General features: G+C 59.9%; 1 protein-coding gene. It reads right to left on the bottom strand.

Annotated elements, in window-relative coordinates; all coding sequences use genetic code 11:
- Positions 1-2: 2 nt before the first annotated feature.
- Positions 3-21,671 carry an Ig-like domain-containing protein gene (locus tag BEA93_RS19965; protein ID WP_105225024.1) on the bottom strand — a complete coding sequence of 7,223 codons (21,669 nt, stop codon included), beginning with the start codon at positions 21,669-21,671 and terminating at the stop codon, positions 3-5.
- Positions 21,672-21,725 lie beyond the last annotated feature (54 nt).

The following is a 21,725-nucleotide window of genomic DNA, read 5'->3' as shown; positions in this document are numbered from 1 at the left end:
ATCTACACCACCATCAATTGATGATTCGCCAGCAAAGTGGCAAGGTCGGTATGCACGCCCGTCAGCGTGACCACGTTAGCTGTCGCAAAGCCGCCGCCCGTGCCGTCGCGGTCGATCTGCACGATGGTGTCGCTGCCGCTCTGGGTAACTTTGACAAAATCACCGATGTTTCCGGCCTGTGCATCCAGCGTCGCCACACCGTTGACGTAGCTGGCTTTGCCGTTTCCGGTGTAGCCGCTACCCTGTAACAGTTCACGAATATCAATGCGATCGGTGTCGGCGGTGCCTTCCCATGTCCCTACCGTAAAGCCATTCACCACGTCCGAACCGTTGCCGCCGGTGGCGTCGCTGGCGTTGAGCAGTTTATAGAGCAAGGTGTCGTGACCGCCGTTGCCGATATTGAGCGTGTCGTTACCGCCGCGCCCTTCCAGTTGGTTATCGCCTGTGCTGCCGGTCAGGGTGTCGTTAAAATTCGATCCAGAAATGCCTTCGATATTGGTAAATGTCGAGGTGTTAAAACCGGTGGCCTGCGCGGCGGTGCTGCTTAAGTTAGCGGTCACGCCCACCGTCGAAAGCCGGAAATCAACCACGTCCATCCCGCCGTTCGCCAGCCAGGTTCCGGTGCCGGAGCTGTACACCCAGCCGCCGGAGCCGTCGTAAGTGTCGGTGCCTGCGGTGGCGAAGAAGGTGTCGTTATAGCCGGTGCCGACAAATTTGCCGTTGTTGCTCGCAGTGCCTGCTTCGGCGCTGAGATCGTAAGCGTGGGTAGCATCAGTGGCATGTAAACCGCCCCAGGTGGTGTTTACCGTCTGGTCGATATTGCTGGCGGTGGCACCGGTGGATTTGATCAACACCGCGTTGTAGGTTTCTCCGGCATTCAGCCCGTAGAAATTGACCAGCGCCGAGGTGTCGTTAACCCCCATCCCCGACTGCGGGTTGATGATTTGCGTGGCGACCAGCACACCCGCCGAGTTGTACAGCTTCACGGTGTTACCGTAATAGACGTTAATACCGTTGGGATCGGTAATGCGCAGGTGCAGCGAAGTGCCGTAGCTCACCGTGTTGGTGTTACGGATCAGGAACACGCTGCCCGACTGTTTGGTCACCAGTACATCCACCGCGCCATCCCAGTCGTAGTCCATTGCCGCCACGCCGCTGGTGGTGCCACTCTGGCTGCCGCCGAGTACCGACTGTGTCCAGTTGCTGGCACCGCCAACGTTGGTGTAAAGATACGACTGTCCGGTCTGGGCAATACGGGCGATATCCATTAACCCGTCATGATCCCAGTCCACCGCTACGCTGAACTGGCTGGCATAGGTTGTGCCCGTTGCGCCCACCGCAACCGGACTCCCCAGTACGCCGTTGGTGTTGAATAACAGCGAGCCGAAGTTTGCCCTCCCCTGACTGGCAGGCAGGAAGAGATCCATATCGCCGTCACCATCGAAATCTGCCCAGGTCATGGAGACAGACGTCGAGTTACCACCGCTACCTGCAACGCTGAGGAAGGTGTTGATGGTGTTCTGCCCCCAGACAAACGTGCCGTTGCCCTGGCTGATGAGCGATGAAAGGGTGTAGAAGTTATTCAGGTTGAAGGTGTGTTGAACCAGATCTACCCTGCCGTCATTGTTAAGATCGACGCCGGAACCTTCGTTAAGTGAAAGATAGCCGTTTACCAACCCGCCGACCGTGGCGCTCCCGCCGTTGTTGGCGGTGGTGGAGTTGCCTACCAGGGTGCCCGCGTTATTCCACAGGAAGGTGTTGGAGTCCGGCCCGCCAGCGTCGCCAATCCAGAAATCGAGATAGCCGTCGCCCTCTTTATCAAACGCCACAATCGAGCCATACCACGTCAGCGTGCCAACGTTCACCTGAATCGCGCTGGAAAAGGTGCCGTCGCCGTTATTGGTAAAGCCGTTGATATAGCCCGTACCGTAGTCATCGCGGGTAATAAACAGATCGCCCGTGCCGTTGCGGTCGTAATCGGCAATGGAACTGGTGGCGTAGTTGTTGCCGCTTTGCACCAGCGTCAGTGCGGTCTTCGACCAGGTGAGCGGATCGGTTGATTGCATAATTTGCTGGTTCGCCAGCACCGTCCACATCCCGTGGTTGTCGAGGCCGTAGGTCAGCCCCCAGGCCGTTGTTTTATTGGCGGTCGTCCAGGCTGGCGTGTAATCAATTGCCGCGTTGACCGTCACCGTGCCGTTGCTGACGTTAGCGGTGTTGCCGTTGCCCGCCGAGCTTTTCACCTGCGCGGTGACGTTATAAGCGGTTGCGGACGCTGCCAGTGCATCGGTATCCGGCAGTTGCACATACCAGGTATTGTGTGCCGGGTCGACTACCACCGCGCCGCCCGGCTGCGAGGTGTAGGTTTTGCCGTTGATCACCACTTCGACGTACTGCCCACTGGCAAGCGCAGCGGTGATTACGCCGCTGATAATCGGCGTGGTGTCACGCGTGGTTTGGTTGGTGATTTGCGCCAGCGTGGTCGGAATAGAGGTATCCACCGTCAGAACAAAATCACTGGAGGAGGTGATATTCCCTGCCAGATCCACCACTCGCGCACTGTAGGTGTACGCGCCACTGACCAGACCGCTGTCGCTGTAAGTCCAGTTCAGTGCGCCGACCATCGTCACCGCGCCTAACAGCAGGCCATTGCGGTAGAGGTAAACCACTTCGCCACTGGCCAGCGGGCCGGAGAGCACGCCGTTCAGCAGCGGCGTGGTGTCGTCGGTGGCCTGCGAACTGCTTAACGTCCCCTGACGCTGCCCGACATCATCGGTATACGACACAATAGTCGGCGTGGCGGTGGGGTTAATCGTATCGACCACCACCGTTTTCGACACCACCGGGCCGGTATTCCCCGCCAGATCCAGCACCCGCACCTGATAAACGTAGCTGCCATCGGTCAGCGTGCGGCTGTCGGTGTAAGTCCACTGCGTGCCGTTGGTGGTGAGCGTGGTCCAGGTCGCGCCGCCGTCGAGGCTAATCTGCGCCACTTCGCCGCTGGCAAGCCCCGCCCCCAGCGAACCGGTCAGCGTGAGCGTGGTATCACTGGTGATAAAGTCGGTGGCCGAACTCCCCGTGTCGGTGCTGATGCTGGCGATGGTCAACACCTGCGCCGGATTAACGGTGTCGATCTGCGCCGACTGGCTGCCCGTTGCGCCAATGTTGCCTGCCAGATCGACCACCCGCACCTGCCAGGTTGTCGTGCCGTTAGTCAACGTGCGCCCGTCAGCGTATGTCCAGTTCAGGCCGTCTGCCGCCAGCGTCACGTTCACCCAGGTTGCGCCGTTGTCGGTACTGATTTGCGCGAACTCGTTAGCACCGAGCGCCGCGCCCAGTACGCCGCGCACGGTAAGCGTGGTGTCGCTGGTAATAAAATCGCTGCTGCTGGCTCCGGTGTCATCGCTGATGCCGGTAATGGTGATGCTTTTTGCCGCTTCCGGGCTGGTGGTGTCAACCACCACGTTTTGCGTCGCGGTCTGCCCGACGTTCCCCGCCAGATCCACCACCCGCACCGTGTAGTTCCAGGTGCCGTCGGTCAGTGTGCGACCATCGGCATAGCTCCAGTTGGTGCCGATAACGGTTAAAGTGGCCCAGGTAACGCCGCCGTCGAGGCTGATTTGCGCCCGTTCATCGGCGGCAAGCGTTGCGCCGAGCGTCCCGCGCACGGTCAGTGTGGTGTCGCGGGTAACAAAATCGCTGCTGCTTAAACCGGTGTCATCGCTAATGCCCGCAATGGTGATGGTTTTGCTCGCCAGCGGCGCGCTGGTGTCCACGGTGACTATCTGGCTGGCGGTCGCGCCGATATTTCCGGCGGTGTCGATAACCCGCACCTGGTAGTTGTAGTTGCCGTCGGTCAGCGTGCGCCCGTCAAGGTACGTCCAGGTCAAACCGCTTACCGACAGGTTCTGCCAGGTGGTGCCGCCGTCGATGCTGATTTGTGCGAACTCACCGGCAGAAAGCGTCGCCCCCAGCGTGCCGCTCACCGCAAGCGTCGTGTCGCTGGTGACAAAATCGTTAGTGATCAAGCCGGTATCGGTGGTAATCGCACTAATGGCGATGGTTTTCACCGCTGGATCTGGGGCGATGGTATCGATCACCACGTTCTGGCTGTCGGTCGCGCCGACATTGCCCGCCGCATCAATGACCCGCACCTGATAGAGATAGTTACCATCGGTCAGCGTGCGGCTGTCGTTGTAGCGCCAGGTCGTGCCGGTCACGGTGAGCGTGATCCAGGTTACCCCGCCGTCGATACTGATTTGCGCCGTCTCGTTACTGGCAAGCGCAGCGGTCAGCGAGCCGTTGACCACCACCGGGCTGACGCTGGTGATAAAGTCGCTGGCGCTAAGGCCGGTGTCGGCTTGCAGGGAATCGATATTAATGGCTATCACCGGAGCGCTGAGATCAACGGTAATGGTGTGATTGTTGCTGCCAGTGTTGCCAATGGCGTTGCTCACCGAGGCGTTAATCACGTAGGCGTTGCCATCTGCCAGCGCGGTGACATCGGCGCTGCCGAGGGTGTAGCTCCAGCTACCACCGGTCTGCACCGTGGTGGTGTAGGTTTTGCCGTTTAAAGTCAGGGTCAGCGTCTGACCGACCGGCGCGGTGGTGGTGCCGCTGATCACCAGCGATGAGCCGTGTTCCGCCGCATTCACCACATCATCACCCGCGAAGGTGTTGATGGTGACCGTGGGGACGTCGCCGTTCAACGTGACGCCACGGCTGGCGCTGCCGGAGTTTCCGGCCTGATCGCTGACCGTCGCGCTGACGGTGTAGCTGCCGTCGCTTAATCCGACAAACTGCTGAGCCGGAATAAATACCGACCAGCTTCCTCCGCTACCAACCGTTGCGGTCCAGGTTTGCCCGTTAAAAGTGACAGTCACCGTCTGACCGACTTCGGCGGTGGTGGTGCCGCTGATGGTTTGTCCTGCAAGCTGCTCGGCGTTGTTGATAATATCGTCGCCCGCCACCGTGGCGATGGTGATCGTCGGCGCAACGGTGTCGACAGTCAGTGCGTGCGTGGTCTGTCCGGGGTTACCGGCGCGGTCGTTCACGCTGGCGGTAATGGTCTGTGCGCCCTGCCCAAGTGTTGCCAGATCTGCCGCTGGCACGTTCAGCGCCCAGGTGCCATTGGCGGCAACCGTGGCGGTGTAGGTTTTACCGCCAAAGGTCACGGTGACCGTCTGTCCCACTTCCGCGCTGGTCGAGCCGTTAAGGGTTAACGGCTGCTGCTGTTCAGCGGCGTTGAGTCGGTCGTCCGTCGAAACGGTATTAATGCTGATCACCGGCGCGGTGAGATCTACCGCCACGCTGCGCGAAGCCGTAGCGCTGTTTCCGGCGCTGTCCTGGGCGGAGGCGCTGACCGTGTAGCTGGTGCCATCGGCTAGTGCGGCGACATCTGCCGCAGGCACATTCACGCTCCAGCTCCCGTTGCTTTGAATGGTGGCGCTATAACCTTTGCCGTTAAGCAACACGGTGACTACGGTGCCAGTGGCAAAGTTCGTTCCGGTGCCACTCAGGGTCAGCGCACTGCCTGCTTCGGCGGCGTTAATGAGGTTATCGCCGCTGATGGTACTGACCGAAAGTGACACCGCCGCCGTATTCACCTGCACGTTGTGCGTCTGGGTGCTGCTGTTGCCTGCGCTGTCGGTGATGGTGGCGCTGATGGTTACCGTGCCGTCCGCAAGGCCGGAAATCACGCTGGCAGGCACGCCGACGCTCCAGTTGCCACTGGCATCGGTGCTGGTGACATACTGCTGCCCGGCGATGGTCACCACCAGGCGGTCGCCCGCTACCGCGCCCGTAGCGGTGCCGCTGATAATCTGCGCCTGAGTGTGTTCAACGTTGTTAATCACATCATCGCCCGCCACGGTATTAAAGCTAATCACCGGCGCGGTGGTATCGACGGTTACGCCTTTGCTGGCGCTGCCAGGATTACCCGCCAGATCGCTGACCGTGGCAGTCAGGGTGTAACCATTATTAGCAAGCGTGGTTAAGGCGCTGGCAGGCAGCGTTAAGCTCCAGCTACCATCCGCCTGCACCGTGGTCTGGTAGGTAGTGCCGTTAAGCGTGACGGTCAACGTTTGCCCCGCTTCCGCCGTACTGGTGCCGGAAACCGTTACGCCCGCCGCCGCTTCGCTGGCATTGATGATGTTATCGCTGGCAATGGTGTTGATGGTCACCATTGGCACGGCGCTATCGACGCTGTATTCATGCGTTGCCGTGGCGCTGTTGCCGTTGACGTTAGTCACCCGCACCAGGGCGCTGGCATCGCCATCACGCAGAGCCGCCATATCCGCGGCCGGAACGGTGGTGCTCCAGCTACCGTTTGCCGCCACCGTGGCGCTGTAAGTTTTGCCGCCAAAGGTAACGGTAACGATTTGCCCCGCTTCGACGCCGGAGGTGCTGCCGGAGAGCGTTAACGCCGCGCCTTTTTCGGCGGCGTTAATCACATCATCGCTGGTGATGGCGTTAATGCTGATGGCAACGGCGGTGAGATCAACGGTGACCGGATGGGTAATGCTGGTCTGGGTTCCGGCACTGTTCGCGCCGCTAACGCTAATGTTCAGCGTTCCCGCAGACCAGTTGCTGACATCCGCCGCCGGAACGCCGACGCTCCAGTTGCCGTTCGCCAGCACCGTTGCAGCGTAAGTTTGATTATTAATCACCACCGTCAGCGCCGTGCCTGCGGCAAAGCCGGAGCTGCTGCCGGAAATCACCTGCGCCTGACCATGTTCGATGATATTGACCACATCATCGCCTGCAACGGTGTCGACTCGCAGACCTGGCAGACTGGCGTCAATGGTGATATCGCGCGTGCCGCTGCCGGTGTTGCCAACAGCGTTGGTGACCGAGGCGTTAACGGTTAACTCACCGTTACCCAGCGCCTGCCAGTCGGCGGCAGGCACGCTCACGTTCCAGCTTAAATCTGGCTGGACGGTGACGCTGTAGGTTTTGCCGCCCAGCGTAACGGTGACGGTGCTGCCCGCCGCCGCACCGGTTACCTGGCCGCTGATAGTTTGTGCACTGCCTGCTTCAGCGGCGTTGATAATGTCGTCCGTTGCCACCGGATTAATGGTTACGCCCGGCAGCGCGGTATTGACCTGCACGTTATGGCTGGCGGTGCTGCTGTTGCCCTGGGCGTTGGTGACGCTCGCCGTGACGCTGTAGGTGGCTTCGCCCAGCGCACTGACCGCCGAGGCGGGCACGGTAACGCTCCAGTTGCCGGAGGCATCGGTGGTGGCGCTGTAGTTTTGTCCATTCAGCGTAACGGTGATCGCCGTGCCCGCAGGTTGATCGCTGGTGCCGGAAAGCGCCAGATTCGATCCTTTTTCAGTGGCGTTGATCACGTCATCGCCCGCGATGGTGTTGATGCCAATCACTGGCGCGCTGAGGCTGACGGTCACGGTGCGGCTGGCGTCGTCGCTGTTACCCGCCCGATCGCTGACGCTGGCGGTGATGGTCTGTGCACCGCTACCCAGCGCCGTCACATCCGCCGCCGGTACACCGACGCTCCAGTTACCGGAGGCGTCCAGCGTGGTGGTGTAGGTTTTGCCGTTGAGCACAACGCTCACCACGTCGCCCGCTTCTCCGCCAGTGCTGGTGCCGGAAATCACCAGCGCCTGCGCGTGTTCAGCATCGTTGATGATGTCATCGCCCGCCACGGTGTTAATGGTGAGAACCGGCGCGGTGGTGTCTACCGCCAGATTATGGCTGGCGCTGCCGGGGTTGCCCGCTTTGTCATTGACCGTGGCGCTGACGGTGTAATTGCTTGCGGTCAGCGCGCCTAAGGCTGAGGTGGGAACATTGACGCTCCAGCTACCGTCCGCCTGTACATTCCCGGTGTAGGTTGCGCCGTTAAGGGTGACGGTCACCGTCTGCCCGGCTTCGGCGGTACTGGTGCCGCTGACGGTGAGCGGGCTTCCGGCCTCTGTGGCGTTCAGGATATCGTCGCTGGCGATGGTGTTAATGGTGAGCGTCGGCGCGCTGGCATCGACGCTGTACGCATGAGTTGCCAAAGCGTTATTGCCGCTCGCGCTGCTGACGCTGGCCTGCACGTTCGCCGCGCCGTCTGGCAGGGTTGCCAGATCCGCCGCCGGAACCGTTACGCTCCAGCTCCCGTTGGCGGCGACGCTTGCGGTGTAAGTTTTGCCGCCAAAGGTGACGGTAACGGTTTGCCCGCTTGCAATCCCGCTGGTGCTGCCGGAAAGGGTCAGGTCGGTGCCTTTTTCGGCGGCGTTAATCACATCATCGCTGGCAACGGTGTTGATGCTGATAGCTACCGCCGTTAAATCGACGGTGAACGGATGGCTGACGTTGACCGGATTTCCGGCGCTGCTCTGGCCGACGACTTCAACGGTTAACGGCCCCGCAGGCCAGGTGCTGACGTTCGCCGCCGGAATGCCTACGCTCCAGCTACCGTCCGCCTGTACCGTGGCGGCATAGGCCACGCCGTTGATGGTGACCGTCAGCGCTGCGCCGGTATTCAGGCCGCTACTGCCGCCGGTGATCACCAGCGCCTGCCCGTGTTCGATGCTGTTGACGATATCATCGCCCGCCACGGTATCGACGCGCAGCCCCGGCAGATTGGCATCAATGGTGATATCCCGCGTGCCGCTGCCGGTGTTGCCACTGGCGTTGGTGACCGAGGCGTTAATGGTTAAATCGCCATTGCCCAGCGCCTGGAGATCGGCTGCCGGAACGCTGACGCTCCAGCTTAAATCGGCCTGAACTTGTGCAGTATAAGTATTGCCACCCAGCGTGACAGTAACCGTATCGCCTGCGGCGGCGCGGGTCACCGCCCCACTGATGGTTTGATCGGCGCCCGCTTCAGCGGCGTTGATAATATCGTCGCCCGCCACGGTGTTGATGGTGACGCCCGGCAGGCCGCTGTCGACCAGTAAATTTGCCTGGCTGCTGACCGTGTTGCCCACTGCACTGGTGGCGCTGGCGCTGACGGTATAGTTGGCCTGACCTAAGGCTGCCAGATCGCTCGCCGGTACGGTTAACGTCCAGTTGCCTGCTGCGTCGGTGGTGGCACTGTAGTTATGACCGTTAAGCGTGACGGTCACCTGTGCGCCGGTCGCCAGCCCGGAGCTGCTGCCGCTGATGGTCAACGGCTGGCCTTTTTCATCGGCGTTCAAAACGTTATCGCCGCTGATGGCGTTAAAGGTAATTGATGGCAGACCGGTATTGACCGTCACCTGATGGGTGGCGCTGCCGCTGTTTCCGGCGGCATCGGTGACACTGGCGTTAATGGTGACCGTACCGTTCGCCAGCGCCGAGACGACGCTTGCCGGTACGCCGACGCTCCAGTTACCGCTGGCATCCAGCACCGTGGTAAAGGTATTTGTGCCGATAGTCACCGTGACGGTGCTACCGGTTGCCGCGCCAGTGGCGGAGCCGCTGATAATCTGCGCCTGGGCGTGTTCTGTGGCATTGATGACATCATCGCCCGCTACCGTGTTGATGGTGACGAGCGGAACGGAAGTATCAACGGTCAGATTGTGGTTAACGGAGGCCGGGTTTCCGGCTTTGTCGCTCACCGCCGCGCTGACGGTGTAGTTACTGGCGGTCAGGGCGCTTAACGCTGCTGGCGGCACGCTGACGCTCCAGCTACCGTCCGTTTGTACCGTGCCGGTATAATTTGCGCCATTGAGCGTGACGGTCACCGTTTGCCCCACTTCCGCCGTACTGCTGCCGGTGATGGTCAGCGCCGTACCGGCTTCGGCGGCATTAAGAATATCGTCGCCCGCAATAGTGTTGATGGTCACCGTTGGCGCGCTGGCATCGACGCTGTAAGCGTGGGTAGTGGTGGCGCTGTTGCCGTTAACGTTGCTGACGCTGGCCTGCGCGCTGGCATCGCCATCACGCAGGGCGGCCATATCCGCCGCCGGAACCGTGGTACTCCACGAACCATTCGCAGCCACCGTGGCGCTGTAGGTTTTGCCGCCAAAGGTGACGGTGACCGTTTGCCCGGCTTCCACGCCGGACGTGCTGCCGGAGAGCGTTAACGCCGTGCCTTTTTCGGCGGCGTTAATCACATCATCGGCGGTAATGGCGTTGATGCTGACGGCAATCGCCGTGAGATCGACGGTGACCGGATGCGTGACGCTGACCGGATTTCCGGCAGTGGTGCTACCGCTCGCCGTAATCGTGACCGTCCCCGCAGGCCAGGCGCTGACATCCGCCGCCGGAACACCGACGCTCCATGAACCATCGGCTAAAACCGTTGCGCTATAGGTCTGGTTATTAATCGAAACCGTGAGTACCGCACCCGCAGCCAGACCGGAACTGCTGCCGGTAATCACCAGCGCCTGCCCGTGCTCGATGATATTAACCACATCATCGCCCGCGACAGTATCGACCCGCAGACCGGGGAGATTCGCATCTATGGTGATTTCACGCGTGCCGTTACCGGTATTGCCTACGCTGTTCGTCACCGTGGCTGAAATGGTCAGCTCGCCGTTGCCCAATGCCTGTAAAGCGGCTGCCGGAATATTAATACTCCAGCTTAAATTCGCCTGCACCGTGGCGGTGTAAGTCGCTCCGCCGAGCGTGACGGTCACTGTGTCGCCCGCCGCCGCGCCCGTCACCTGACCGCTGATGGTTTGATCTGCCCCGGCTTCGGCGGCGTTAATAATATCGTCCGTTGCCACAACGTTAATGGTGACGCCTGGCAGCGCGGTATTGACCTGTACGTTATGGCTGGCGGAACCGCTGTTGCCATCAACATCGGTTGCGGTGGCGGTCACCGTATAAGTCGCTTCACCAAGCGAACCCACCGCAGACGCCGGAACGGTCACGCTCCAGTTCCCGGAAGAATCGGCTGTGGTGGTGTAATTTTGCCCATTGAACGTGACGGTTACCTGCGTGCCCGCAGGCTGGTTGCTGGTGCCGGAAATCGCCAGATCCGCGCCTTTCTCCGTGGCGTTGATAATGTCGTCGACGGCAATCGTGTTAATGCCGAGCACGGGTGCGCCGAGCGCCACGTTGACGACGTGCGAGGCCGTGCCGCTGTTGCCTGCGGAGTCGGTGACCGTGGCGGTAATGGTTACATCGCCCTGCGCCAGTGCGGAAATCACGCTGGCAGGCACGCCGATGCTCCAGTTGCCGTTGGCGTCCAGCACGGTGGTATAGGTGGTCGTGCCAATGGTAACGGAAACCGTGTTACCGGTGGTCGCGCCCGTTGCCGAGCCGCTGATAACCTGTGCCTGGGCGTGTTCTGTGGCATTAATCACGTCATCGCCCGCCACCGTGTTGATGGTGACAACCGGAGCGGCAAGATCCACCGTCAGGTTATGCGTTGCCGAGGCCGGGTTGCCTGCTTTGTCGCTGACCGATGCACTGACCGTATACGAATTAGCGGTGAGGTTAACTAAATCGCCAGTCGGTACGCTGACGCTCCAGCTACCGTCTGCCTGTACATTGCCGCTGTAATCGACGCCGTTTAGCGTCACGGTCACCGTCTGCCCGGCTTCTGCCGTACTGGTGCCGCTGATAGTCAGCGCCGATCCCGCTTCAGCGGCGTTAAGAATATCGTCCGTGGCGATGGTGTTGATGGTGACAGAGGGCGCGGTGGCATCAACGCTGTAAGCATGTGTTGTCTGGGCGATGTTACCAGCTACGTTGCTGACGCTGGCTTGTACGTTTGCTGCGCCATCTGGCAAGGTTGCGAGATCCGCCGCCGGAACTGTCAAGCCCCAGCTACCGCCCGTTGCCACGGTGGTGGTGTAGCTTTTGCCGCCGAAAATAACGGTAATGGTCTGCCCCGCTTCCACGCCGGAGGTGGTGCCGGAGAGCTGCAAATCACTGCCTTTTTCGGCGGCGTTAATCACATCGTCGCCGGAAAGTATATTGATGGTGATAGCGACGGCGGCGAGATCGACGGTGACCGGATGGCTAATGCTGGTTGTCGTTCCGGCGGTGTTGGTGCCTGTAACCGTAATATCGACCGTCCCCGCAGGCCAGTTAGCGACATCCCCAACCGGAACGCCCACGCTCCAGGTGCCGTCGGCTAATACCGTTGCGCCGTAGGTGACGCCGTTGATTTCCACTGTCAGTGGCGTTCCCGCCGCCAGTCCGGTGCTGCTGCCGGTGACCACCAGTGCCTGACCGTGTTCGATAATATTAACCACATCATCGCCTGCCACGGTATCGACGCGCAGACCAGGCAGGTTAGCGTCTATCACAATGTCGTGCGTTGCGGTGCCGGTATTGCCTGTGGTGTTGGTCACCGAGGCGCTGATGGTCAGTTCACCGTTGCCCAGCGCCTGCAAATCTGCCGCCGGTACGCTGACGCTCCAGCTTAAATCTGGCTGCACGGTGGCAGTGTATTGGTTGCCACCAAGCGTGACCGTCACCGTATTCCCCGCTTCTGCCGTTCCCGTTACCTGCCCGCTGATGGTCTGGTTAACGGCGATTTCAGCGGCGTTGATAATGTCATCGCCTGCTACGGTATTAATGATCACCCCAGGCAGCAGCGATTCGACATTCACCGTATGCGTTGTGCTGCCGCTGTTGCCCGCGCTGTCGGTAGCGGTGGCGCTAATCGAATAAACCGCCTCGCCCAGCGCACCGACCGCCGAAGCTGGCACGGTAACGCTCCAGTTACCGGAACCATCGGTGGTGGCGCTGTACGCCAGGCCGTTCAACATCACAGTGACCGTGGTGCCGGTCGCCAGACCGCTGGAGCCGCCGCTGATGGTCAGATCCTGGGTTTTCTCGGTATTGTTAATGATGTCATCGCCGGAAACGGTGTTGATGGTCAGCGTCGGGCCGCTGAGATCAACGGTGACATCGCGGGTGGTGCTGTCGCTGTTGCCCGCACGGTCGCTAAGGCTGGCGGTAATAGTCTGGCTACCGGTTGCCAGTGCCGTGACATCCGCCGCCGGAATGCCGACGCTCCAGTTACCGGAGGCGTCCAGCGTGGTGGTGTAGTTTTTACCGTTCAGGTTAACCGTGACCACATCGCCCGCCGCCGCGCCCGTGCTGGTTCCGCTGACGACCAGCGCCTGCCCGTGTTCGATGGCGTTGATAATGTCATCGCCCGCAACGGTGTTAATGGTGAGATCAGGTGCGGTAACGTCCACCGCCAGCGCATGGTCGGCACTTGCCGGGTTACCCGCTTTGTCGCTCACCGTCGCAGTCACGGTATAGCTGCTGGCGGTTAATCCGCTTAAGTCCGTTGCCGGAACGTTCACGCTCCAGGTGCCATCCGCCTGAACGGTGGTCTGGTAAGTGTTGTTATTCAGCGTAACGGTCAGCGTCTGTCCGGCCTGCGCCGTGGTGGTGCCGCTGATGGTTATCCCCGCGCCAGCTTCGCTTACGTTGAGAATATCGTCGCTAGCGATGGTGTTGATGGTCACAAGCGGCGCGGTGGCATCGACGCTGTACGCGCGATCCGCCTGGGCGCTGTTGCCGTTAATGTTGCTGACGCTCACCTGCACGTTGCCCGCGCCGTCCGGCAACGCAGCGAGATCGGCAGGTAACACGTTCACCGTCCAGCTACCGTTGGCTTCCACGGTAGTGGTGTAATTTTTGCCGCCAAAGGTGACGGTCACCGTTTGCCCGGCTTCCACGCCGCTGGTGCTGCCGCTCACCACCAGCGTTTCGCCTTTCTCGACGGCGTTGATCACATCATCGCCGGAAACGGTGTTAATGGTGATGGCAACGGCGGTGAGATCAACGGTGACCGGATGGGTAATGGTGGAGGTTGTTCCGGCGCTGTTGGTGCCGCTTACCGTAATATCCACCGTACCCGCAGGCCAGTTGCTGACATCCGCCGCCGGAACACCGAGGTTCCATGTGCCGTCGGCTAACACCGTCGCGCCATAGGTGACGCTATTAATCACGACCGTTAACGCCGTTCCTGCCGTTAACCCGGTGCTGCTACCGGTTACCACCAGTGCCTGACTGTGCTCAATGCTGTTAATGACATCGTCGCCCGCCACAGTATCGACCCGTAAGCCAGGCAGATTGGCGTCGATTGTGATATCGCGCGTACCGCTGCCGGTGTTGCCGACGCCGTTAGTCACCGAGGCGTTTACGGTGAGAGAGCCGTTGCCGATGGCCTGAATATCCGCCGCCGGAACGCTGACGCTCCAGCTTAAGTTAGCCTGCACCGTGGCAGTGTAGGTGTTGCCGCCCAGCGTCACGGTGACCGTATTGCCCGCCGCTGCGCCCGTCACCTGACCGCTGATGGTTTGCGCGTTACCGGATTCAGCAGCGTTAATAATATCGTCGGTCGCCACCGCGTTAATGGTGACAGCAGGCAAGGCGCTGTTGACCAGCACGCTATGGCTGGCGGAGTTGCTGTTGCCCGCGCTGTCTGTGACGTTCGCGGTTACTGTGTAGTTAGCTTCACCCAGCGCGCTAACCGCCGAAGCTGGCACCGTGGCGCTCCAGTTGCCGGAAGCATCTGTGGTGGCGGTGTAATTTTGCCCGTTCAGCGTCACTGTAACCGTAGTGCCTGCTGGCTGATTACTGGTGCCGGTGATTTGCAGATCCGCGCCTTTTTCCGTGGCGTTAATCACGTCATCCGTAGCAATGGTGTTGATGCCAATGGTTGGCGAGGTCAGATTCACGGTAACCGTGCGGCTGGCGTCATCGATGTTGCCTGCCGCGTCGGTAATGGTCGCGGTGATGGTTTGCGCACCGCTGCCCAGCGCAGTGACATCTGCCGCCGGAACGCCGACGCTCCAGTTGCCGGAAGCGTCCAGCGTCGTGGTGTAGGTTTTACTGTTTAACGTGACGGTGATGACATCGCCCGCTTCCCCGCCGGTGCTGGAACCGGAGATCACCAGCGCCTGTCCGTGTTCGGAGGCGTTAATAATGTCATCGCCGGAGACGGTGTTGATCGTTAATACCGGAACAGTGAGATCCACCGCCAGACCGTGAATTGCGGTCGCCGGGTTACCCGCCTTGTCGTTTACCGAGGCGCTGACGGTGTACGGGCTGGCGGTCAGATTGCTGAGATCTGTTGTCGGTACGCTGACGCTCCAGCTTCCGTCCGCCTGAACGGTGCCGGTATAGCTGACGCCATTAAGCGTGACGGTTACCGTCTGACCCGCTTCGGCGCTACTGGTGCCGTTGATGGTTAACGGATTGCCCGCCTCAGCGGCGTTAAGAATATCGTCGGTGGCAATGGTATTGATGGAAAGCGTGGGTGCCGTGGCATCGACGCTGTAGGCGTGGGTTGCCGAAGCCGTGTTGCCGTTAACGTTGCTGACGCTGGCCTGCACCGTAGCGTCACCGTCGCGTAACGCGTTGAGATCGGCGGCGGGTACGCTGGTTGTCCAGCTACCATCGCCCGCTACAGTGGCGGTATAAGTTTTGCCGCCAAAGGTGACGGTGACGGTTTGCCCCGCTTCCACGCCGGAGGTGCTGCCAGAAAGGGTTAAATCTGCCCCTTTTTCAGCGGCGTTAATCACATCGTCGCCGGAAACGGTGTTAATGGAAATCGCCACCGCCGCCAGATCGACGGTGACCGGATGGGTGATGGTGACCGGGTTTCCGGCACTACTGGCGCCTGAAACCGTAATATTCACCGTCCCCGCAGGCCAGTTGCCCACATCTGCCGCCGGAACACCGACGCTCCACGTGCCATCGACTAATACTGTCGCAGCGTAAGTGACCGTGTTAATCACCACCGTCAGCGCCGCGCCCGCAGCCAGCCCGCTGCTGCTACCGGTTATCACCAGCGCCTGAGTGTGCTCGATGCTATTGACCACATCATCGCCCGCCACGGTATCGACGCGCAGACCAGGCAAATTGGCGTCGATAGTAATATCTCGCGAACCGCTGCCGGTATTGCCCACGCTGTTGGTCACCGAGGCGTTAACCGTCAGGTCGCCATTACCGATGGCCTGAATATCCGCTGCCGGAACGTCCACGCTCCAGCTTAAATTGCCCTGCACGGTGGCGGTATAGGTTTTCCCGCCAAGCGTTACGGTGACGGTATCGCCCGCCGCTGCGCCCGTCACCTGGCCGCTGATAGTCTGGGCGGAACCCGATTCCGCCGCGTTAATAATATCGTCGGTCGCCACCGGATTAAGGGTGACGCCAGGTAGCGCGGTATTGACCTGCACATTATGACTGGCGGAATTGCTGTTACCCGCGCTGTCGGTGACGTTCGCCGTCACCGTGTAGCTGGCTTCGCCCAGCGCGCCGACAGCAGAGGCTGGCACTGTGGTACTCCAGTTGCCTGCGGCGTCTGTCGTCGCGGTGTAATTTTGCCCGTTAAGCGTCAGCGTAATTGTGGTGCCTGCGGGCTGATTACTGGTGCCAGAAATTTGCAGATCCGCGCCTTTTTCGCTGGCGTTAATGACGTCATCGGTGGCGATGGTGTTAATGCCAATAGTCGGCGCGGTAAGGTTAACGGTAACCGTGTGCGTCTCGCTGTCGCTGTTGCCTGCCGCATCGGTAACGCTCGCCGTTACGGTCTGTGAACCGCTGCCCAGCGCGGTGACGTCCGCCGCCGGAACGCCGACGCTCCAGTTGCCGGAGGCATCAAGCGTCGTGGTGTAGGTTTTACTGTTTAGCGTAACGGTGACGACATCCCCCGCTTCTCCACCGGTGCTGGAACCAGAAATCACCAGCGCCTGCCCGTGTTCGGCGGCGTTAATAATGTCATCGTCGGCAATGGTGTTGATGGTAAGTACCGGAACGGTGAGATCCACCGCCAGATTATGCGTGGTGCTCGCCGGGTTGCCCGCTTTGTCATTGACCGTCGCCGTCAGGGTATGGCTGCCATCCGTCAACGCTGCGAGATCTGCCGCCGGAATATTGATGCTCCAGGTGCCATCGGCCTGTACCGTTGCCTGATATGTCTGCACGGTTGGGCTATTGAGCGTTACCGTAACAATCTGCCCCGCTTCGGCGGTGGTGCTACCGCTCACCGTCACGCCCGCATCGGCTTCGCTGCCATTGACGATATTGTCGCTGGCAACGGTATTAATAATGATGGTTGGCGCACTGCTGTCGACGCTGTAGTTATGCACCGCCGAGGCGCTATTGCCGTTGACGTTGCTGACGCTGGCCTGCGCGGTGGCGGCTCCATCAGTTAATGACGCTAAATCAGCAGCGGGTACGGTGGCAGTCCAGCTACCATCGCTCGCCACGCTGGCAGTGTAATTTTTCCCGCCAAAGGTCACGGTGACCGTTTGTCCGGCTTCTACGTTAGTGGTGGTGCCGGAAAGGGTTAAATCAGCGCCTTTTTCTGCGGCATTAATCACGTCGTCCGTGGCGATGGTGTTGATAGAAATAGCCGCCGGAGTGAGATCGACCGTTACCGGATGCGTAATGCTCACTGGGTTGCTGGCGCTACTTTCCCCGGACACGGCAACCGTCACCGTCCCCGCAGGCCAGGCGCTAACCTGCGCCGCCGTGACGCCCACGCTCCAGCTACCATCGACCTGCACCGCAGTGGTGTATTCCACATTATTAATCGTGACGGTAAGCGGCGTGCCTTCTGCCAGCCCCGAGCTGCTGCCGGTGATGACCAGCGCCTGCCCGTGTTCGATGATATTGACCACATCATCACCCGCCACCGTATCGACCCGTAGACCAGGCAGATTGGCGTCAACGGTGATATCCCGCGTACCGCTGCCGGTGTTGCCGTTTTCATTGGTGACTGAGGCGCTCACCGTCAAATCACCATTACCCAGCGCCTGGATATCCGCCGCCGGAACGCTCACGCTCCAGCTTAATCCAGGCTGTACGGTGGTGGTGTAGGTATTGCCACCCAGCGTAACGGTTACCGTGTCGCCAACGGCAGCTCCAGTCACCTGCCCGCTGATGGTTTGCGCTACGCCCGCTTCGGCGGCGTTAATGATATCGTCGGTTGCTACCGGATTAATGGTCACGCCGGGCAGCGCGCTGTCGACCAGGAGGTTATGGCTGGCGGTGGCGCTATTGCCGATACCGCTGGTCACCGCTGCTGTCACCGTATAGTTGGCCTGGCCTAATGCGGTTACCGCCGATGCCGGAACCGTCACGCTCCAGTTGCCGGAGGCGTCGGTCGTCGCCGTATAATTTTGCCCGTTCAATGTCACGGTGATGGCGGTATTAACAGGCTGATCGCTGGTGCCGGTAATTTGAACATCGGCTCCTTTTTCGCTGGCGTTAATCACATCGTCGCCAGCAATGGTGTTAATACCAATCACCGGCGCGGCGGTATCGACCGTGACGGTCAGTGACTGGCTGCCCGTGTTTCCGGCTTTGTCGGTTACCGAGACGCTGACAGGATAACTGCCGTCCGCCAGCCCACTGACCACCGAGGCCGGAACGCCCAGACTCCAGTTGCCGGAAGCATCCACCACCGTGGTGTAATTCTCATTATTCAGCGTCACGGTGACGATATCGCCCGCCTGTGCGCCAGTGACCGTGCCGCTGATGATTTGCGCCTGAGCATGTTCCGGCGTGTTGATGACGTTGTCGGTCGCCACCGGATTAATGGTCACCACCGGCGGCGTGGCATCCACCAGCGCCACACGTGAAACGCTGGTCGGGTTACCGGCGATATCGTTCACCCTGGCGGTGACCGTGGCGTTGCCGTCAGCCAGCGCGTCAACGTTGGCGGCGGGAACGGTCACGCTCCAGGTGCCGTCTGACTGCACAGTGCCCTGATAGGTCTGCCCATTCAGCGTGACCGTTACCGTCTGCCCTGGCTGGGCGTCGGTGGTGCCGGTGATAGACAAATCTTGTCCGCTTTCAGTGGCATTAATGATGTTATCGGCGGTCAGCGAATCGATGCTTAAGGCCGGAGCCTGGCTATCGACGGTAATCGTGCGGGAGGTGTCGCCGGTGTTACCGCTGGTATTAGTGACAGTTGCGGTGATTTCCGTTGCGCCATCTGACAGGCTACTGACTGTACTGGCGGGTACGGTCAGGCTCCAGGAACCGTCGTTCTGTACTGTGGTCGTCAGGGTTTGCCCGGCGAATTTCACCACCACAGTTTGCCCGGCCTCGACGCCCTGGGTGGTGCCAGTCAGCGTCAGCGGCGAGCCTTTTTCTGCGGCGTTGATAATGTCATCGCCGGAAACGATGTTGATAGCGATCGCCACTTCACCCGCATCAACAAGCACGTTGTGGTCGATAGAGACCGGGTTACCTGCCGGGTCTGTTGCACTGGCCGTCACGACGACCGTGCCTGCACTGAGCGCCTGCAAGTCCGCAGCCGGAACGCCCACCTGCCAGTTGCCGTTGCTATCGGTCACGCCTTGATACGTTTCGTTGCCGAGCGTTACCGTCACGGTGGTGCCCGTGGGAAGATGGCTACTGCTACCAGAAATAACCAGATCTTGTTGCTGTTCGAGGGCGTTAATAACGTCATCGCCGGAAATAGTATTGATACGCAGACCCGGCAGCGTGGCGCTGATGGTGATATCACGTTCACCATTACCGGTGTTGCCGTGTCCGTTCGTCACAGAGGCGTTGATTGTTAATGCGCCATCGCCCAGCGCCTGTAAATCAGCCGCCGGAACGTTCACACTCCAGGTGAGGTTGCTCCCCACCGTCGCCGTGTACGTATTGCCACCCAGCTCAATGGTTACAGTATCGCCCTGCACTGCGCCCACTACGCGCCCGCTCAGGGTTTGATCTGCCGCCGCTTCGGCATTGTTCACCACGTTGTCGCCCGCAAAGGTGTTGATAATCACCTGCGGCAGCACCGTATCGACCAGTAAGTTGCTTTGCGCGGTTCCCGTATTGCCGGTCACATCCGTGGCGCTGGCGGTAACAATATAGTTGGTGTTTGCCAGGTTCAGGACATCGCTTACTGGCACGCTCAATGACCACACGCCGCCGTTAACCTGCGCACTATAAGTGACATTATTCAGCGTCACGTTAACCGTGCCGCCATCGGGCAAATTGCTGGTGCCGCTTAACGTTAGCGGCTGCTGAGACTCCAGCGCATTCAGTACGTTATCACCGCTGATGGGATCTATCGCCACCTGCGGCGCGACGCCCGCCAGGGTGATGTTATGAGTCGCTGTACCGGTATTTCCGGCAGCATCGGTAACCGTGACAATAAGGTCGTTAGGCCCACGCGCCAGCGTGCGGGTTACCGCTGGATCCAGAGCGACATTCCAGGTGCCGTCTGCCAGCACCACACCGGTCAGAACCGTGGCACCTAATTTGACGGTGACCGTGTCGCCAGGTGAAGCCCCACTGACCCGCCCGGAAATAATCTGTGCCACAATCTGTTCAGCGGTGTTAAGAACATCGTCACCCGCAACGGTGTTAACGCTGACCACAGGCGCACTGGTGTCTACCGTGAAATTTGCGCTGTTGCTGGTGGCGTTTCCTGCCCGGTCGCTGACGCTGGCATTTACGGCGTAGTTACCCTCCGTCAGTGCCTGCACTTCTGCGGCAGGCAGCGTCACCTGCCATGTGCCGTCGCTACCGACGATTGCTGTATGGCTTTTACCGTTTACTGTCAGGGTAACGGTTTGTCCAGCTTCAGCATTCGATGTACCACTTAACACCAGCGCGGCGTTATGTTCCGCGGCGCTGACAATGTTGTCCTGAGCGATAGCATTGATGGCAAGCGTCGGCGGCTGGGTATCGACTGTTAATAGTTGCGCGCCAGTGACCGTATTGCCCGTGGCATCTTTACCACTAACCAGTACTGCCTGGTTCCCTTCAGCTAACGCCTGCGCATCGGCAGTCGGCACCTGCACGCTCCACGCGCCGTTAGCCCCGACGGTAGTCGTGTAAGTTTTGCCGTTAAGCGTGACGGTGAGTTCTGTTCCCTGTGCCAGATGGCTACTGCTGCCAGAAAGTGTAAATCCGCCAGCCTGCTCGCTGGCGTTAATAATGTTATCGCCTGCGGTGGTGGCAACCTGTACGGCGGCCTGACTGTTGTCGATAGTTAACGTTATCGAACCGGCATCGGTGATGGTGTTGCCGACAATTTGCACGACTGACCAGGTATGTTCACCGGCACTTTGTGTAGGTAAAGAAACGTTCCAGTGCCCGTTGCTGTCTACCTGTGTACTGGCGATGGTGTTGCCGTTGCTGTCTTTGATCTGGATGGTCGCCCCCGCCTGTCCGCTGCCGCTAAAGGTTGGCGTGGTGTCATCGGTGATGTCATTGGTAGCGAGAATGCCGCGCTGGTCGCCCTGATTATCGGTCACTAAAAATGACGGGGTAGCATTGCCTGGTTCGGCTGGCGGTGGGTTATTAACCACTTCAGTTTTCGAATCATCACCACCACCACTTGCCAGCAAAGCGCCAAGCGCGCCGCCACCTACCGCTGCACCCGCTAACCATCCCCACGGGAAGGTGCTCGTCTGAGCAACGGTATCAAGAAATGGTGCAATACTTTCAATGGCTGCAGTATGGGCTACCAGCTCCACAGGGGCTAAACCACCCGCAGCAGTATCAGCAAAAGTGACATGTGTAAGCTGTTGTCCATCGGCAAAGACCAGCTCCGATTGTTCAGTTGAATTAGCCGCTTGCAAAAAATAGCCATTGCAACGGACAACCGTACCATCCTGCATATAAATCAGCAGGTCATTTCCTTCGCGAACATAACGTGCGACGGCAGATGCCTGAGCATGAATCTGCACCACAGATGGCTCATAAATAACAACCGTGACGTCGCCCGGATTAATCAGCGTTTGTTTGACGGATGTTTTACGCGAAATAACATCAATAATCAGGCTCATAATGGCATTCCTGATAAATGGCGCACATCCTTAGCGAGTCCATTTATCTTAATA

This window comes from Escherichia sp. MOD1-EC5950 (assembly GCF_002965345.1).
Lineage (GTDB): Bacteria > Pseudomonadota > Gammaproteobacteria > Enterobacterales > Enterobacteriaceae > Escherichia > Escherichia marmotae.
Note: the sequence above shows the minus strand (reverse complement) of the source record. Positions and strands in the feature narration are given on the sequence as shown.

Excerpts from the sequence above, each read along its gene's own strand:
- BEA93_RS19965 (WP_105225024.1), bottom strand. The coding sequence starts at position 21,671 with ATGAGCCTGATTATTGATGTTATTTCGCGTAAAACATCCGTCAAACAA.